The organism is Myceligenerans indicum (assembly GCF_016742955.1).
Classification (GTDB): domain Bacteria; phylum Actinomycetota; class Actinomycetes; order Actinomycetales; family Cellulomonadaceae; genus Myceligenerans; species Myceligenerans indicum.
The window spans coordinates 84,165-100,476 of record NZ_JABBYC010000012.1 but is presented as its reverse complement, the minus strand read 5'-3'; the positions used below and the strand labels follow the sequence as shown (position 1 = coordinate 100,476).

General features: G+C 71.5%; 14 protein-coding genes. 8 read left to right on the top strand and 6 right to left on the bottom strand.

Annotated elements, in window-relative coordinates; genetic code table 11:
- On the bottom strand, window positions 1-393 hold a 393-nt coding region (locus tag HGK34_RS09650), incomplete at its 3' end, for a hypothetical protein (protein ID WP_201846564.1).
- Between the two features lie 98 nt (window positions 394-491).
- Here HGK34_RS09650 and HGK34_RS09645 point away from each other — a divergent pair.
- Together HGK34_RS09645 and HGK34_RS09640 are read left to right on the top strand one after the other, a co-directional pair.
- A complete protein-coding gene (locus HGK34_RS09645) occupies window positions 492-1,091 on the top strand; it encodes a type III secretion system chaperone family protein (RefSeq protein ID WP_201846562.1) in 600 nt (199 codons plus the stop codon).
- Complete coding sequence (locus tag HGK34_RS09640) at window positions 1,088-1,651, top strand: type III secretion system chaperone family protein (RefSeq protein ID WP_244666577.1); 564 nt, start codon at window positions 1,088-1,090, stop codon at window positions 1,649-1,651. Before HGK34_RS09645 ends, HGK34_RS09640 begins: the two co-directional genes overlap by 4 nt.
- A gap of 111 nt (window positions 1,652-1,762) precedes the next feature.
- Here the strand turns inward: HGK34_RS09640 and miaB are convergent, their stop codons facing one another.
- Window positions 1,763-3,445, bottom strand: a complete 1,683-nt coding sequence (gene miaB / locus HGK34_RS09635) for a tRNA (N6-isopentenyl adenosine(37)-C2)-methylthiotransferase MiaB (RefSeq protein WP_201846560.1) — start codon at window positions 3,443-3,445, stop codon at window positions 1,763-1,765.
- 173 nt (window positions 3,446-3,618) lie between these two features.
- On the opposite strand from miaB, the gene HGK34_RS09630 reads away from it, so the two are divergent.
- The 4 genes from HGK34_RS09630 (at window position 3,619) to HGK34_RS09615 (ending at window position 7,092) form a co-directional block, all read left to right on the top strand.
- Window positions 3,619-4,404, top strand: coding sequence for an amino acid ABC transporter ATP-binding protein (locus tag HGK34_RS09630; protein WP_201846558.1), 786 nt, complete (start codon window positions 3,619-3,621; stop codon window positions 4,402-4,404).
- 141 nt (window positions 4,405-4,545) lie between these two features.
- Window positions 4,546-5,388: a glutamate ABC transporter substrate-binding protein gene (locus HGK34_RS09625; protein WP_201846556.1), complete on the top strand. Its 843-nt coding sequence runs from the start codon at window positions 4,546-4,548 to the stop codon at window positions 5,386-5,388.
- 100 nt (window positions 5,389-5,488) lie between these two features.
- Window positions 5,489-6,178 (top strand): amino acid ABC transporter permease, encoded by a 690-nt coding sequence (locus HGK34_RS09620; RefSeq protein WP_201846554.1) that lies wholly within the window; start codon window positions 5,489-5,491, stop codon window positions 6,176-6,178.
- Window positions 6,175-7,092 carry an amino acid ABC transporter permease gene (locus HGK34_RS09615; protein ID WP_201846552.1) on the top strand — a complete coding sequence of 306 codons (918 nt, stop codon included), beginning with the start codon at window positions 6,175-6,177 and terminating at the stop codon, window positions 7,090-7,092. Before HGK34_RS09620 ends, HGK34_RS09615 begins: the two co-directional genes overlap by 4 nt.
- 119 nt (window positions 7,093-7,211) lie before the next feature.
- Here the strand turns inward: HGK34_RS09615 and HGK34_RS09610 are convergent, their stop codons facing one another.
- The 3 genes from HGK34_RS09610 to HGK34_RS09600 all read right to left on the bottom strand — a co-directional run bounded on the left by HGK34_RS09610 (window position 7,212) and on the right by HGK34_RS09600 (window position 9,525).
- Window positions 7,212-7,787, bottom strand: a complete 576-nt coding sequence (locus HGK34_RS09610; protein ID WP_307815879.1) for a regulatory protein RecX — start codon at window positions 7,785-7,787, stop codon at window positions 7,212-7,214.
- 35 nt (window positions 7,788-7,822) lie between these two features.
- Window positions 7,823-9,061 (bottom strand): recombinase RecA, encoded by a 1,239-nt coding sequence (gene recA / locus HGK34_RS09605; RefSeq protein WP_201846550.1) that lies wholly within the window; start codon window positions 9,059-9,061, stop codon window positions 7,823-7,825.
- A gap of 230 nt (window positions 9,062-9,291) precedes the next feature.
- Window positions 9,292-9,525: a DUF3046 domain-containing protein gene (locus HGK34_RS09600; RefSeq protein ID WP_201846548.1), complete on the bottom strand. Its 234-nt coding sequence runs from the start codon at window positions 9,523-9,525 to the stop codon at window positions 9,292-9,294.
- A gap of 80 nt (window positions 9,526-9,605) precedes the next feature.
- Here HGK34_RS09600 and HGK34_RS09590 point away from each other — a divergent pair, with 80 nt between their 5' ends.
- Both HGK34_RS09590 and HGK34_RS09585 read left to right on the top strand, forming a co-directional pair.
- A complete protein-coding gene (locus HGK34_RS09590) occupies window positions 9,606-14,831 on the top strand; it encodes an Lhr family helicase (protein WP_244666576.1) in 5,226 nt (1,741 codons plus the stop codon).
- Window positions 14,818-15,624, top strand: a complete 807-nt coding sequence (locus tag HGK34_RS09585) for a DNA-formamidopyrimidine glycosylase family protein (protein ID WP_201846546.1) — start codon at window positions 14,818-14,820, stop codon at window positions 15,622-15,624. Before HGK34_RS09590 ends, HGK34_RS09585 begins: the two co-directional genes overlap by 14 nt.
- 157 nt (window positions 15,625-15,781) lie before the next feature.
- On the opposite strand, the gene HGK34_RS09580 is transcribed toward HGK34_RS09585, so the two are convergent.
- Complete coding sequence (locus tag HGK34_RS09580) at window positions 15,782-16,138, bottom strand: helix-turn-helix domain-containing protein (protein ID WP_201846544.1); 357 nt, start codon at window positions 16,136-16,138, stop codon at window positions 15,782-15,784.
- Window positions 16,139-16,312 lie beyond the last annotated feature (174 nt).

Here is a 16,312-nt window from a genome sequence, read left to right as displayed (position 1 = left end):
CCTTATCGTCGGCAGCGTCAGATGTGTATAAGAGACAGCCTCGAGGGCGAGGACATCCGCCGCGCGCTCCCCCAGGGCCATACCCAGGCACAGCAGCGCCACCGAGGCCGCTGTCCCGCCCGGCGGCAGCGCGGGACGAGTCGCCCAGGGGGTCCACACGTCGTCGGGCAGCATGTGGTCGGCGATCCCCGCGGCCGCGAGCGAGGGCCGGAACACGTCCGGGCCCCGGACCGGGCCCGAGGCATGGGCGAGCACCAGCGGCGGGCCGTTCTCGGCCAGGTTCGCGAGTGCCGCGCAGACCGCCAGCCGCATCGGGGCCAGGGGGTCCGTGGCGCCGGCGGCACCGGGTACCAGCAGGGCCGTCGCGGGCAATATCACGGCACGGGTGAGCACCTGGTTCACGGTAGCCGAACGGCTGGTGGAGACGGTTCCATGAGAAGACTTTCTCGAATCCATGGGTGTTGCCCGCCCGTCACGGGTACTGTAGTTCGGTGAGGTTCTTCGGACCACGCCGCCGCGAGGCGGCGGATGAAGGTGACCCGACCAGTCGCCCCACGTCCCGCCCCGGGCCTCCGGAGCTCTCCGACGAGGAGCTGCGGTCCCAGGTCGAAGGCGTTCTGCTACGTGAGCTGACCGACGGGCTCGACGATCCGGCACGCATCCCGACCCCGCTGAGCCGGGAACGGGTCACGAGCTGGCTCGCCGAGAGCGACTTCAGCTACTTCGTCGACTCCGAGGGCGACATCGGCGGGATGTGGCACGGCTGGCTGTTCCATTTCCTGGTCGTCGGCGAGGGGTCCGAGGTGCTCCAGGTGCGCGGGCAGTGGCATCGCGACCTGAGCATCGAGCGTCTCGAGGAGGTCCTCGAGGTGTGCAACGACTGGAACGCCGAGTGGATCTGGCCCAAGGCCTACGTCTGCGTGCGTGACAACGGTGCGGTACTGGTCTACGCCGAGATGACGGTCGACCTGGAGCACGGTGTCTCGGACGAGCAGCTCGACCAGCTCCTGCAGTGCGGGCTCACGACGGGATCGATGTTCTTCGAGCACCTCGACGACGTGTACCCGGACCCTCTGAGGTCGGCGCCATGAGGCCCGACAACGACCGGATGAGTTCCCGGCGTGCCGGGCCGAGCTGGCTCACGCGACTGTTCAACCCGCGCACCGACGACACGCCCTCCGAGGGGCAGGACGGCCCCGGGGACAACACGGATGTCGAGCTGCCCAGGCCGTTGACGACGCAGCGGATCGCCGACGACCTCAGCCGGCGTGGCTACAAGTTCCGCATCGACAACGACGGTGACGTCACGGGCACGTGGGACGGCAACCGGTTCTGGTTCCTGCTGCTCGGCGAGCACGACGAGATCCTGCAGATCCGCGGCCGCTGGGCGGGAAACCTCTCGGCGTCCTCACGGCTGGGCGTGCTCCAGGCCACGAACGACTGGAACCGCGAGCGGATCTGGCCCAAGGTGTACGCCCGGTCCGAGGCCTACGGCCTGACCTTGTACTCCGAGGTGTCCGTGGACTTCGAGCACGGCGCCACCGACGACCAGCTGGCGCAGACCGTCTCGTGCGGCCTGGTGACCGCCGCCCAGTTCTTCGCGTCGGTGGCGGCGCTGACACCGCCGGAGATCAGCGACGACGCCAGGTGAGGCTGCCGGGCCGGCACCGCCTGCCTCGACCGGACGGTCGTGGCGGTCCCGGCCCCGGCCGACACGGGCCCCGGCAGAGCTGGCGCACCGAGCGCCGGCGCACCGTTCCGCTCAGCGGGGGCCGATGGTCGGCATGCCGAGGGTGACCGGGCCGTCCGGCGCCGGTGTGCCGTGACCGTGGTCGTCGTCCCCGCCGCCGAGCCGCGCCCTCTCCCGTGCGGCCCACGCGTCACCCGAGCGTGTGCGCCGCACGGAGAAGCCCGTCGGCCCGCCGGTGGCGGAATCCGCGATCAGGTGGTGAGGCGCCGCGTGGGTGACGGTGACCGTCACCATGTCACCCGGGCGCGGGAGCCGGGGGTCGAGGTCCGCGGCGTCGGCCAGGCGCGGGTCGTCGAGACCGGCCGGCTCGGACGGGAGGGCAGCCACGCCGGCAGTGTCCTCCGGACCGGCGTCGGCACCCGGCAGCGCGAAGTGGACGAGCCGGTTGTCCCGCGCGCGGCCGCTCAGACGATGCGTGGCATCGTCCTTCTTGCCCGTACCCTCGGCCACCAGGACCTCGAGCGTGCGCCCGACCTGGGACCGGGACTCCTCGGCCGAGATCCGTTCCTGCAGGGCCAGGAGCCGCTCGAACCGCTCCTGGACCACTTCCTTGGGAAGCTGTCCCTCCATGGTCGCCGCAGGAGTTCCCGGGCGCTGGGAGTACTGGAACATGTATGCGGAGCTGAATCGTGACTCCTCCACGACGCGCAGCGTCTCGGCGAAGTCCTCCTCGGTCTCTCCCGGGAAACCGACGATGATGTCGGTGGTGATGGCCGCCTCCGGCATGGTGGCACGGACCCGGTCGAGGATCCCGAGGAACTTCGCGGACCGGTAGGACCGGCGCATGGCCCGCAGGACCCGGTCCGACCCGGACTGCAGCGGCATGTGCAGCTGCGGCATGACGTTCGGGGTCTCGGCCATGGCCTCGATGACGTCGTCGGTGAAGGCCGCCGGGTGCGGGGAGGTGAACCGCACCCGCTCCAGCCCCTCGATGCGGCCGCAGGCACGCAGCAGCTTCGCGAACGCCCCGCGATCCCCGAACTCCACGCCGTAGGAGTTCACGTTCTGCCCCAGCAGGGTCACCTCGACCGCACCGGCGGCGACCAGTGCCTCGACCTCCGCCAGGACCTCACCGGGCCTGCGGTCGCGCTCCTTGCCGCGCAGGTGGGGCACGATGCAGAAGGTGCACGTGTTGTTGCAGCCCACCGAGATCGACACCCAGCCCGCGTAGACGGACTCCCGGCGCGTGGGCAGGGTCGACGGGAAGACCTGCAGCGACTCCGCGATCTCCACCTCGGCTTCCTCGTTGTGCCGGGCACGGTCCAGCAGCACCGGCAGGGCGTCGAGGTTGTGCGTGCCGAAGACGACGTCGACCCATGGCGCCTTCTCCACGATCGTGCCGCGGTCCTTCTGCGCCAGGCACCCGCCCACGGCGATCTGCATTCCCGGGCGTTGCGCCTTGATGCCCGCGAGCTGGCCCAGGTTCCCGTAGAGGCGGGTCGCGGCGTTCTCGCGGACCGCGCACGTGTTGATCACCACGACGTCGGCCTGGTTGTTCGCCTCGTCCTCGCCGGACGCGCGCGAGTAGCCCGCCTGCTCGAGCATGCCGGCCATGTGCTCGGAATCGTGCACGTTCATCTGGCATCCGAGAGTGCGCACCAGATAGGTGCGCTGCTCGGGGCCGGCGGCCGTGGCGGCGCCGGCGCGCGCGGAGGCCGTGGTGTCGGGTGACGTGGGAAGCATGGGCGTGGACATCGCCGCCAATTCTACGGTTCCTCTCCGACATCCGTGCGGCCGGTACCACCGGGGGCCGAGCGCCACGCACAGGACGACTCCGGACCTGGAATCGGACATCTGTTACCAAACTGTTGTACCGTCGTGACTTCGACGTCCCGGCGAGGAAACACACGATCGATTAGGTTCAGGGAATGGACACCGTGACCACCGACGACGCGCCCACGTCGCCCCGCGATCTCGGCGACGCGCTCGTCGAGCTCAAGGGCGTGAACAAGCATTTCGGTGCGCTGCACGTGCTGCAGAACATCGAGCTCACCGTCCATCAGGGCGAGGTCGTCGTCGTCATCGGCCCCTCCGGATCCGGCAAGTCGACGCTGTGCCGGGCGATCAACCGGCTGGAGACCATCGACGACGGCGAGATCACCGTCGACGGCACGCCGTTGCCCGAGGAGGGCAGGGCCCTGGCACACCTGCGAGCCGACGTCGGCATGGTGTTCCAGTCCTTCAACCTCTTCGCGCACAAGACCGTCCTGGACAACGTCACCCTCGGTCCCCGCAAGGTCCGCAGGGTACCCAAGGCGCAGGCCGAGTCGGAGGCGATGGCGCTGCTGGAACGGGTCGGCGTGGACTCGCAGGCACACAAGATGCCGGCGCAGCTCTCCGGCGGCCAGCAGCAGCGCGTGGCGATCGCCCGCGCGCTCGCCATGCGGCCGAAGGTCATGCTGTTCGACGAGCCGACCTCGGCCCTCGACCCGGAGATGGTCAACGAGGTGCTCGACGTCATGGTCTCCCTCGCCCGCGAGGGCATGACGATGATCGTCGTGACCCACGAGATGGGCTTCGCCCGCAAGGCCGCCGACCGTGTGGTCTTCATGGCGGACGGCCAGATCGTGGAGGAGGCCGAGCCGGACGAGTTCTTCACGAACCCGCAGAGCACCCGCGCACGGGACTTCCTCTCGAAGATCCTGTCGCACTGACCCCAGGCCCTCCACACCGGCAGGGATCCTTCCGCACCGGCCGTCCCGGGAGGCCGGGGAGGTCCTGGCGGTCACGAGCTCCCGAGAGCTTTCCATCCACTCCCGGCGTAGTCGGGAGTCCGCATCATCGAAAGGGAACCCATGCGCAAGCACACGACCGCGGTGGCACTCGCAGCCGCATCCGCCCTCGCCCTGGCCGCCTGCTCCAGCGCGGAGCCCGGTAACACCGGTGACGGCGACGGTGGCGGTGACACGCTCACCGTCGGCATCAAGTTCGACCAGCCTGGCCTCGGGCTGCAGAAGGGAGCCGAGTACGTCGGCTTCGACGTCGACGTCGCGAAGTACGTCGCGGGCAAGCTCGGTTACGACGAGGACCAGATCGAGTTCACCGAGGCCGTCTCGGCGAACCGCGAGACCATGCTCCAGAACGGCGACGTGGACATGATCTTCGCGACCTACTCGATCACCGACACGCGCAAGGAGATCGTCGATTTCGCGGGCCCGTACTTCGTGGCGGGCCAGGACCTCCTCGTTGCCGCCGACGACGACTCGATCACCGGCCCGGAGGACCTCGAGGGCAAGAACCTCTGCTCGGTGACCGGGTCCACCTCGGCCGAGCGGATCAAGGACGACTACGCCGAGGGCGTCGAGCTCGTGGAGCGTCCCGGGTACTCCGAGTGTGTCTCCGCCCTGGCCTCCGGCGCCGTCGACGCGGTGACCACGGATGACATCATCCTTGCCGGCCTTGCCGCCGCGCAGGAGGACCCGACCGTGTTCAAGGTGGTCGGCAACCCGTTCTCCGAGGAGAACTACGGCGTCGGGCTCCCCAAGGGCAGCACCGACCGGTGCGAGGAGATCAACACCGCGATCACCGAGATGATCGACGACGGCACCTGGGACGAGCTCGTGGCCACGCACACCGAGGGCACCGGGTACACGGCGAACGCGGAGCTGAACCCGCCGGAGCCGGCCGCCTGCGCCTGATCGACGGGTAGTTCTCGGCTCGTCCTGCGACGATCCGGGAGGCCTCACGGGGCTCCCGGACCGTCGCAGGACGACGATCATCACGACCGAAAGGCAAGGAGTGGGCGACTATCTGTCCGGCCTCTGGACGGTGTTCGAGACGTACAACGTCCTCGACGCGTTCTGGGTCAACATCCAGCTGACGTTCTGGGCGGGCCTCTTCGCGCTCGCACTGGGAACGGTGCTGGCCATCATGCGGATCTCCCCGATCGCCAGCCTGCGGTTCGTCGGCACGGCCTACGTCAACATCATCCGGAACACGCCGCTGACGATCATCATGACGTTCATGATCCTGGCGCTCGTGTTCCAGCTCGCACTGGAGCTGTCGAGCGATCTGACCACCAGCTTCTTCCGCTTCGCGATCGTCGGGCTGGCGATCTACCACGCCTCGTTCGTGTGCGAGGCGATCCGCTCCGGCGTGAACACGGTGCCGCTCGGTCAGGCCGAGGCCGCCCGGGCCATCGGGCTGCCGTTCCTGGACTCCGCACGACTGGTCATCCTGCCGCAGGCGTTCCGCGGTGCGATCGCGCCCCTGGGCAGCGTACTCATCGCGCTCATGAAGAACTCGACCGTGGCCGCCGCGGCCAGCGTCACCACGGAGACGTCGTCCGTGATGAAGGTCGCGATCGAGTTCAACCCCAACTATCTGCTGGAGATCTTCGGCGTGTTCGCCATCGGATGGCTCATCCTCGTCATCCCTGTCGGGTTGCTGACCACCTGGCTCTCCGAGCGACTGGCGGTGAAGCGATGAGCGCGTCCGTCCTCTTCGACGCCCCCGGGCCGCGCTCCCGGGCGCTGACGAACCTGTTCAACGTCCTGGGCGCGCTCGTCTTCCTCGCTCTGCTGGGCTGGGTCGTCTACATTCTCCAGCTCAAGGGCCAGTGGTCCTGGACGCTCTGGGGCCCGGTGTTCGGATCCGAGTTCTGGCTCTACTACGTCTGGCCGGGCCTGCAGAACACGTTGCGGTCCGCCGCGTTCGCGACCGTGGGGGCGGTCGTGTTCGGCGTGGTCTTCGGCATGGGTCGCCTGGCCCGGAACCGCCTGCTGCGCACGGCCTCCGGTGCCGTCGTGGAGTTCTTCCGCGCCATGCCGGTCCTGCTGTTGATGATCTTCCTCAACCTGGCCTTCGCGCGCCTCATGCCGCAGGTCGAGGACCGACCGTTTCTCGCGGTCGTGGTGGCCCTGATCCTGTACAACGGCTCGGTGATCGCGGAGCTCGTGCGATCGGGTGTGCTCAACCTGCCGCGAGGCCAGGGTGAGGCCGGGCTTTCCGTGGGCCTGACCGAGGGGCAGACACTGCGGTCGATCCAGTTGCCGCAGGCCCTGGTCGCGATGCTGCCCGCACTGCTCTCCCAGCTCGTGGTCGTCCTCAAGGACTCGGCGCTGGGACAGATCATCGCCTACCCCGAGCTGTTGCGATCCGTGCAGAGATTCGCGTCGGGGAACAACAACCCGCTCCAGGCGCTCCTCGTCGCGGCGGCCTTGTTCATCGTCATCAACTGGCTGCTGACGGTGCTGGCGCACCGGCTCGCACGCCGACTGTCGAGCCGGACCGCCGGCGCCACCCGGGTGGTCCAGACCGAGGCCGCCGTTCTCCCCGGGGGCGCCGCCACCGGCGTGGACGGCCCCGACGACGGTGGACCGCGCCCGACGGCGGAGCCGTAACGCATGTCCCACGACGGCCGCACGACAGGGGGCTCCCGATCGCTTCGATCGGGAGCCCCTCTGTTCTCGCCCGTCCCCGGTCCGAGCGCCACACGACGGCGCCGAACGCTACGGGGGATTCACCAGTCGTCCGTGCCCGGAAGGTCGTCCGTCTCCTCGCCGTCCGCCGCGAGGGCATCGCGGACCAGTTCGAACGCGAGCCCTGGGGCGTAGCCCTTTCGGGCGAGCGAACCCACAGCGCGCCGGACGCGCACGTCACGCTCCTTGCCACGGGTCTTGACCACCAGCTTCTCGGCCAGGCGTGCCCCGGCGGCGCGTTCGTCCTCGGGGTCGATCTGGTCGAGGGCCTCGGTGGCGGTTTCCTCGTCGATGCCCCGGCGTCGCAGTTCCTCCGAGATGGCCCGCCGGGCGAGGCCCCGCTCGCCCTGCCGGGTTCGCACGATCGTGCCGGCATACGCGACGTCGTCGACGAGGCCCACGTCGTCGAAGCGGTCCAGGAGCGGGGTCACGACCGATTCGGGGTATCCCTTTCGGGCGAGCGCCTGCTCGAGCTCGTGGCGCGACTTCTGCGTGGCAGTCAGGATCCTCAGCACTGCTTCGCGCGCCGCGTCGAGCGCCTCCTCGTGGCTCATCTCGCCGTCGGCGAGGCGCTCCGCGACCGTCTTCCGTGGTGCCCGGCTCCGACGCTTCCCCACGCCGGAACCGGGCGCTCGACCACGGTACTGCACCGTCAGAACGGGGCCTTGGCAGCGGCGGCCTCGGCCGTGTCGGCGGTCTTGGCCGTGTCCGTCGCCTTGGCCTTGGTGGCGCGGCTCCGGGTGGACTTCGTGGCCGTGGCCGCCTTCGCGCCGGTCTTGGCCGCCGTCTTGGCCGTGGCCGTGGCACGCCCCGAGGCGGACGCCGCGGCGACCGTCCCCGACGCGCTCGCACCGCCCTCCTCGCCCGTGGCACCCCCGGCGGGAGCGTCGACCTTCGGACCGATGCCCAGCTTTTCCTTGATGCGCTTCTCCAGCTCAGCGGCAAGGTCGGGGTTGTCTCGCAGGAACGAGCGAGCGTTCTCCTTGCCCTGGCCCAGCTGGTCGCCGTCGTAGGTGAACCACGAGCCTGACTTGCGCACGAACCCGTGGTCCACGCCCATGTCGATCAGGCCGCCCTCACGCGAGATGCCGACCCCGTAGAGGATGTCGAACTCTGCCTGCTTGAAGGGCGGGGCCATCTTGTTCTTGACGACCTTCACGCGGGTACGGTTACCGACCGGCTCCGTGCCCTCCTTGAGGGTCTCGATCCGGCGGATGTCCAAGCGGACCGAGGCGTAGAACTTCAGCGCCTTACCACCGGTCGTCGTCTCCGGGGAGCCGAAGAAGACGCCGATCTTCTCACGCAGCTGGTTGATGAAGATCGCCGTGGTGCCCGACGCGCTGAGCGCACCCGTGATCTTGCGCAGGGCCTGCGACATGAGGCGAGCCTGGAGGCCGACGTGGCTGTCGCCCATCTCGCCCTCGATCTCCGCCTTCGGGGTCAGCGCCGCCACGGAGTCCACGACGATGATGTCCAGCGCGCCGGAGCGGATCAGCATGTCCGCGATCTCCAGGGCCTGCTCACCCGTGTCCGGCTGCGAGACGAGGAGCGCGTCCGTGTCGACACCGAGCTTCTTGGCGTACTCGGGGTCCAGGGCGTGCTCGGCGTCGACGAAGGCGGCGATGCCGCCCGCCTTCTGCGCGTTCGCGACGGCGTGGAGCGCGATCGTCGTCTTACCCGACGACTCCGGCCCGTACACCTCGACGATGCGGCCGCGGGGCAGGCCACCGATCCCGAGCGCCACGTCCAGCGCGATGGATCCGGTGGGGACGACCTCGACGGGCGCACGGGTCTCCTCCCCGAGGCGCATGACCGAGCCCTTGCCGAAGCTGCGGTCGATCTGGGCGAGAGCTGCCTCCAGGGCCTTCTCGCGGTCTGCCGGTGCTGGCATGTGTCCACCTTCTGATCTCGGGGCGCCTGCGCGCCGATCCGGATGGGTCCTCCGGGCTGCACCCGGGACGTCAGGAGTGACGCTACGCGGACCCACTGACACGGACGCCTTCTCCGGCCCCCGCCTGTCGACAGAGTTCCGGAATCCGTGCCTGTTGTCAGAGTCTAGACGAACATCTGTTCGACGCAACGGCGACGCGCCGGAACGCGCGGAAAGGAGCCGTTCGCGTGCTACCGGGAGGGCGGAGCCTGCCGGTGCTCGTCGGCCCCCCAGCGTTCCGGTTCGGGTACGTCGAGCGCGTCGCACAGCGCGTGCCACACGTCTCGCGGCTCGAACCCGAGCGCCAGCGCGTCCTGGGACGTCCGGTTCCCCAGCCTCGGCAGCACCTGCTCCCGGACCAGGACACGCCCGTACGCCGAGCCGAAGACCTCGTCCACCAACTTCTGGAAATCACTGTGCCGCACCGCCTCAGCCTACGTTCTGCCACCACCTCCGGGAGGCGCCGCGCCTCGTCGATGTCAGAGTCGCGGACCACAATGGCCGCATGACCGATCCACTCCCCGCGTTCGGACCCGCCACCCGGGCGTGGTTCACGGGCGCCTTCGAGCGACCCACCGCCGCGCAGGCCGGGGCCTGGGACGCCGTCGCACGCGGCGAGCACGCGCTCGTGGTCGCACCGACCGGGTCGGGAAAGACTCTCGCGGCGTTTCTCTGGGCGATCGACCGCCTCATGACGTCGGACCCTCCCGAGGATCCGGCCCGCCGCTGCCGCGTCCTGTACGTCTCGCCACTCAAGGCGCTGGCGGCGGACGTGCAGCGCAACCTGCGCTCACCGCTCGCGGGCATCCGGCAGGCGGCCGTCCGCGACCACCGCGAGGTGAACGACGTCGTGGTCGGCGTCCGCACCGGCGACACCCCTCAGGCGGAGCGCCGGGCCTTCGCCACACGGCCTCCGGACGTCCTCATCACCACCCCGGAGTCACTCTTCCTGGTACTCACCTCTCAGGCCCGAGCAGGCCTTGCCGGCGTGGAGACGGTGATCGTCGACGAGATCCACGCGGTGGCGGGGACGAAGCGCGGTGCGCACCTCGCGCTCAGCCTGGAACGCCTCGACGAGCTCCTGGAGCGGCCGGCCCAGCGGATCGGGCTGTCGGCGACGGTCCGCCCGGTCGACGCGGTCGCACGCTTCCTGGCGGGAGGACGGGACGACGGACGGGCCCGGGGGGTGTCCGTGGTCCAGCCGGAGGCGGCCAAGAAGTGGGACATCGACGTCGTGGTCCCGGTTCCGGATCTGGCGGACCTGGACGCCGTCGGCACGCCGGGCCTCGACACGCCGGGCCTCGACGCGACAGGCCCCGACACGACAGGCCTCGACACGGTCGGGACGGACACGGTCCCGGCCGGCACGAACGACGACGACCGGGGAGGTCACGACGGCCGGCCCACCGACACCACCGGACGGACGGACACGCTCCCGCCCGCGGACGGCCCCGATCTCACGGGGGCGGCGACACGGCCGCTGCGGCGTGCCTCGGTGTGGCCGCACGTCGAGGAGCGCGTGGTGGACCTCGTTGCCGACCACACCTCGACGCTGGTGTTCACGAACTCGCGCCGGGGCGCCGAACGCCTGACGGCCCGGATGAACGAGGTATGGGCACAGCGTCAGGGCGCCGGCCTCCCGGACCCGTCGGCGAGCTGGGCCGCCGTCGTGCCGGGCCAGTCCGGCACCGCGACGGGGGTGAGCGGTCCTCCTGCACGCGCCACCCGGACCGGGGCCGCTGCTCAGGAACTCTCCACGGCCCGGGACGGGTCCGCGTCACGGCTCGTCGGGGCCCCGCACGGACCGGCCGAACCCGATGGAACGTCATCCGGGCGAGGGCTGCCCGAGGCCGTGCCGGGCACCTCCGGCGGACTCTCGGTGATCGCGCGCGCTCACCACGGCTCGATGAGCCGGAACGAGCGCACGCAGACGGAGTCGGAGCTGAAGGCCGGACTGCTCCCGGCCGTCGTCGCGACGAGCTCCCTGGAACTCGGCATCGACATGGGCGCGGTCGACCTGGTGGTGCAGGTGGGTTCACCGCCGTCGGTGGCCAGCGGCCTGCAGCGCATCGGCCGCGCCGGGCACCAGGTCGGCGCGGTGTCCAAGGGCGTGATCTTCCCGATGTTCCGGGGTGACCTGGTGCCGTCGACGGTGATCGCGCAGCGCATGCGGGAAGGGGAGATCGAACACCTGCACGTCCCGGCCAACCCGCTCGACGTACTGGCACAGCAGGTGGTGGCCATGCTCGCCGTGGACGACTGGCATGCCGACGAGCTGCTGGCCGTGGTGCGCCGCGCCGCCCCGTACGCCGGGCTGGGCGACGCCACATGGCGCGCCGTGCTCGACATGCTCGCCGGCCGCTATCCGAGCGAGGACTTCGCCGAGCTGCGGGCCCGCATCACCTGGGATCGCACCACCGGCCTCCTGCAGGGCAGGCGCGGGGCGCTGCGCCTCGCCGCGACCAGCGGGGGGACGATCCCGGATCGAGGCCAGTACGGCGTGTTCCTCGCCACCGGCGACGACGGCGGGGCCGAGGGGACGCCGCGCGGCGGCAAGCGCGTGGGTGAGCTGGACGAGGAGATGGTCTACGAGTCGCGGGTGGGTGACACGTTCACGCTCGGGTCGAGCACGTGGCGCATCGAGGACATCACCCCGGACCGCGTGCTGGTCTCCCCCGCCCCGGGCCTCCCCGGCCGCCTGCCGTTCTGGAAGGGCGACTCCCCCGGGCGTCCTGCCGAGCTCGGGCGCGCGGTCGGGGCCTTCATCCGGACCGCGGACGCGGCACTGGCATCCGATCCCGCCGGCGGGCGGGCGCTCCTGCACGACGCGGGCCTCGACCTCTGGGCCGCCGACAACCTGGCCGCCTACCTGATCCAGCAGCGCGAAGCCACCGGACGTGTCCCGAACGACCGGACGATCGTCGTCGAACGGTTCCGCGACGAACTCGGCGACTGGCGGGTCGTCGTCCACTCCCCGTTCGGCGCACGGGTGCATGCCCCGTGGTCGCTGGTGATCGCCGCACGCATGCGCGCCCGGTTCGGGGTCGATGTGGCCGCGATGCACTCGGACGACGGCATCGTGCTGCGCCTGCCCGACAGCGGCAGCTCCTGGGACGGTGGACTCGGGCTGGACGCGCCCGCCGCCGGCGGCCCGCCGCACGGGTCTCCCCCGCCGGACGGCCGGGGCCCTGACGCGGGCCGCGAGGGCATCACCCTGGAGGACCTGCTCATCGACCCCGACGACGTGTTCGGCGCGGTGCGCGACGAGCTCGGCTCCTCGGTGATGTTCGCCGCCCGGTTCCGGGAGGCGGCGGCCCGCGCGCTGCTCCTGCCCCGGCGCCGGCCGGGCAGACGGCAGCCCCTGTGGCAGCAGCGACAGCGATCGGCACAGCTGCTGCAGGTGGCCTCGGAGTTCCCGGAGTTCCCGATCGTCCTGGAAGCGGCACGGGAGTGCCTGCAGGACGACTTCGACGTCGCCGCGCTCACCGACCTGATGCGCGACACCGCGACCGGACGGATCCGGGTGGTGGAGACCACCACCGAGTCGCCGTCGCCGTTCGCGCAGGCGCTCCTGGTCGGCTACACCGCCCAGTTCCTCTACGACGGCGACGCGCCGCTCGCCGAGCGGCGCGCGGCCGCGCTGTCGCTCGACCCCGATCTCCTCGGCGAGCTCCTGGGCGACCGGTCCGCCGACCTCGCCGACCTGCTCGATCCGGAGGCGGTGCGGCGCACCGAGTCCGAGCTGCAGGGCCTCGCGGCGGACCGGCAGGCCCGGGACGCCGAGGACGTGTGGGACCTGTTGCGGCGCACGGGGCCGCATCCCGTCGGCGCGCTGCTGTCACGCACCGCGCAGGAACGTCGCTCCGAGGTGCCCGGATGGCTGGCCGACCTCGAGCGCGCCCGACGCGTCGTGCGCGTGCGCCTCGCGGGCGCCGCCGCCGGCGACGTCGAGCAGTGGGCGGTCGTCGAGGACTGCGGCCGGCTGCGCGATGCGCTCGGTGTCGCCCTGCCCACCGGCGTCCCGGAAACCTTCACCGAGCCCGTTGCCGACCCCCTCGGCGACCTCCTGCGCCGGCATGCCCGCACCCACGGCCCCTTCACCACGCACGACGTCGCCGTCCGGCTCGGTATCGGCCCGGCCGTCGCCGCCGAGGCACTCACCCGCCTCGAGGCGTCCGGACGTCTTGTCCGCGGCCGGCTGCTGCCCGACACGCTCGGCGGCACCGGTGACGAGTGGTGCGACGCGGGTGTCCTGCGAGTGCTGCGCCGACGCTCGCTCGCGGCGCTGCGGGCGGAGGTCGAACCGGTGGAGCAGCCGGCGCTGGCCGTGTTCCTGCCCCGCTGGCAGGGCGTCGGCTCCGGTGACCTGCGGGGTACCGACGGGCTCCTGCAGGTGGTCGAACAGCTCGCGGGTGCCGCGGTCCCGGCCTCGGCGCTCGAGACGCTCGTGCTGCCGGCGCGCGTGCCGGACTACCGGCCCGCGCTGCTCGACGAGCTCACCTCGGCCGGGGAGGTCGTGTGGTGCGGGCACGGCCGGCTGCCCGGATCCGGCGGGGGCGACGGTCTCGTCTCGCTGCACCTGGCGGACGGCGCCCCCCTCACCCTGCCGGAGCCCGCCGCGGTGGAGCCCGACGGGCCTCTCGACACGGGCCTGCACCGGGTCGTGCTCGACCTCCTGACCGGCTCGGGCGGGTACTTCCTCCCTCGGATCGCGGAACTTGCCGACGCCGAACCCGCTGCCGTACTGGACGTCCTCTGGGACCTTGTCTGGGCGGGCCTCGTGACGAACGACGGGCTGGGTGCGCTCCGCGAGCACCTCGGGGGCGCTGGAGGCGCCCATCGTGCGCCCCGTGGCCCGGGCCGCGCGCGTCCGGTCCGCCGCTCGCGTTTCGCGTTGCCCGCCGGCGGGATGTCACCAGGGCGCCCCGCCTCGGCACTCCGGGCGGTCCGGACCCCGCCCGGAGGTGGGGGCCGCTGGGCGGCGCTGGGGTTGCGGGAGAAGGATCCGACGCTGCGCGCTCACGCCATGGCGCAGGTGCTGCTGGACCGCCACGGCGTCCTGACACGGCCGGCGGCGGCCGCGGAGGGGGTCACGAGCGGGTACCGGGACATGTACCGGGTGTTGTCCGAGATGGAGCAGCGGGGCGGTGTGCGCCGAGGGTACTTCGTGGAGCATCTCGGTGGATCGCAGTTCGCGCTTCCCGGTGCGGTGGACGGATTGCGGCAGGAGGCCCAGGATCTCTCACGGCGTACCGAGAGGAGCACGACGCCGGAGGCCTTGGTGCTCGCGGCGACGGATCCGGCGAACCCGTTCGGTGCCGCACTGGCGTGGCCGGCCGCGCCGGACGCGACCGATGGCGCCGTCGCTGCCGGGGACGACCGGGCGGCTCCGGCTCCTGGGACGCGTTCCCGGTCCGGCGGTGCGCACCGGCCGGGCCGGAAGGCGGGTTCGCTGGTGGTGCTGGTCGACGGGAGGCTCGTGCTGTACGTGGAGCGGGGCGGTCGGAGCCTGCTGTCGTTCGACCGGGATCCTGCCCGGCTCGCCGCGGCGGCCGACGGTCTGGCGCGTGCGGCGGGCGCGGGCATGTCGGGCAGGCTCGTGGTGCAGCGACTCGACGGGGCGAGCGCGGTCCGTGCGTCCGCCGCCGGGTCCGGGGTCGCGAAGGCTCTGGTCGCCGCCGGGTTCGTGGTGACGCCGAGCGGATTGCGGGTGTCCCGTGCCCGAGGGTGATGTCCTGCGCCTGACGGCCGAGCGGCTGGACGCCGCTCTGGCCGGCCATGTCCTCACCCGCGCCGAGCTGCGGTGGCCGAGCGCGGCGGCGGCCAACCTGGTGGGCGCCACTGTGCTCGGCACCGCCGCCTACGGCAAACATCTGCTGACGAGGTTCGACGACGGCCGGACGCTGCACACGCATCTGCGCATGGAGGGCTGGTGGCGTGTGGACCGCACGGGCTCCCAGGGGGCGGCGGCTCGCGGAACGACGGTCCGCGCGGTTCTGGCCACGCGGTCCTGGACGTGCACGGGCAGGCGCCTCGGCATGCTCGATCTGCTCGCCACACGCGACGAGCGGCGCGTGCTGGCAGGGCTCGGTCCGGATGTCCTGGCCGACGACTTCGCGCCCCACGCCCCGGCTTCACGCCTGCCCGACGGCGTCGCCCGGCTCCTGCGCGAGCCGGGGCGTCCGCTGTGCGACGCGCTGCTCGACCAGCGTGGTGTCGCCGGGCTCGGCACCATCTGGACGGCGGAATCGCTCTTCGCCTGCCGGCTGTACCCGTGGGACCCGGTGGGTTCGCTCGACGAGGACGAGATCGCGCGCCTGCTCCTGACCGCGCGGAATCTCATGTGGCGCAGCATCCGGGTCGCGCGCAGGGACGGGTTCGGGGCCGTCGGGTCCGCGGTGCACGGTCGCGCGGGGCGGGCATGCCGGCGCTGCGGCACCCCGGTCGCCGTCGGTACGGCCAACGAGCAGCCGTTCGAACGGCCGGTGTTCTGGTGCCCGACGTGCCAGGCGGCGACGGGCTGAATCAGCGGCGGCCGGATCGGGGGCCGACGATGCCGGCCCGTGGCGGCCCGTGCCGGCCCGTGGCGGCCGGGTATCGGGCCTACCGTGCCCGGACACCACGACGGGCGTGCCACCCGTAGGTGGCGCGCCCGTCGGAGACTGCTGACGACCCGTCCGGTCAGCCGACCGGAGCCAGGTCCTCGCGAGCCACGTCCCGCTTCGTCGCGGAACGGTCGCTGCGTGCCAGCATGCCCTGCATGAAGTCCGCAGGGATGGTGTCGGGGATCTGAGGGAGGATTCCTTCCGCGACCGCGACACGGTCACTGACCTCGCGCAGGACGCGCGACAGCGGTACGTCCAGGGCGTCGCAGATCGAGGCGAGAAGCTCCGATGACGCCTCCTTCTGACCGCGTTCGACCTCGCTGAGGTAGCCGAGGGACACTCGTGCCGCAGAGGACACCTCTCGCAGGGTGCGACCCTGAAGCTGACGCACATCTCTCAGCACGTCACCGATCTCTTGCCGCATTACGACCATCTCGCGCCCCCTTCCCGTGCCTGTCTCGTTCCCGGATGCGTCCGCCCCCGTGGCGCGGGAGGCAATCGCACGTGTCTTTCGCATGTGCTCGCCTCCTCCGGGGTTCGTCCTACGGTACCCCGTCGTCGGTGAGCCATGGCGTCGGGTCCGACCCGTCGGCTTGTTCGCGATCAC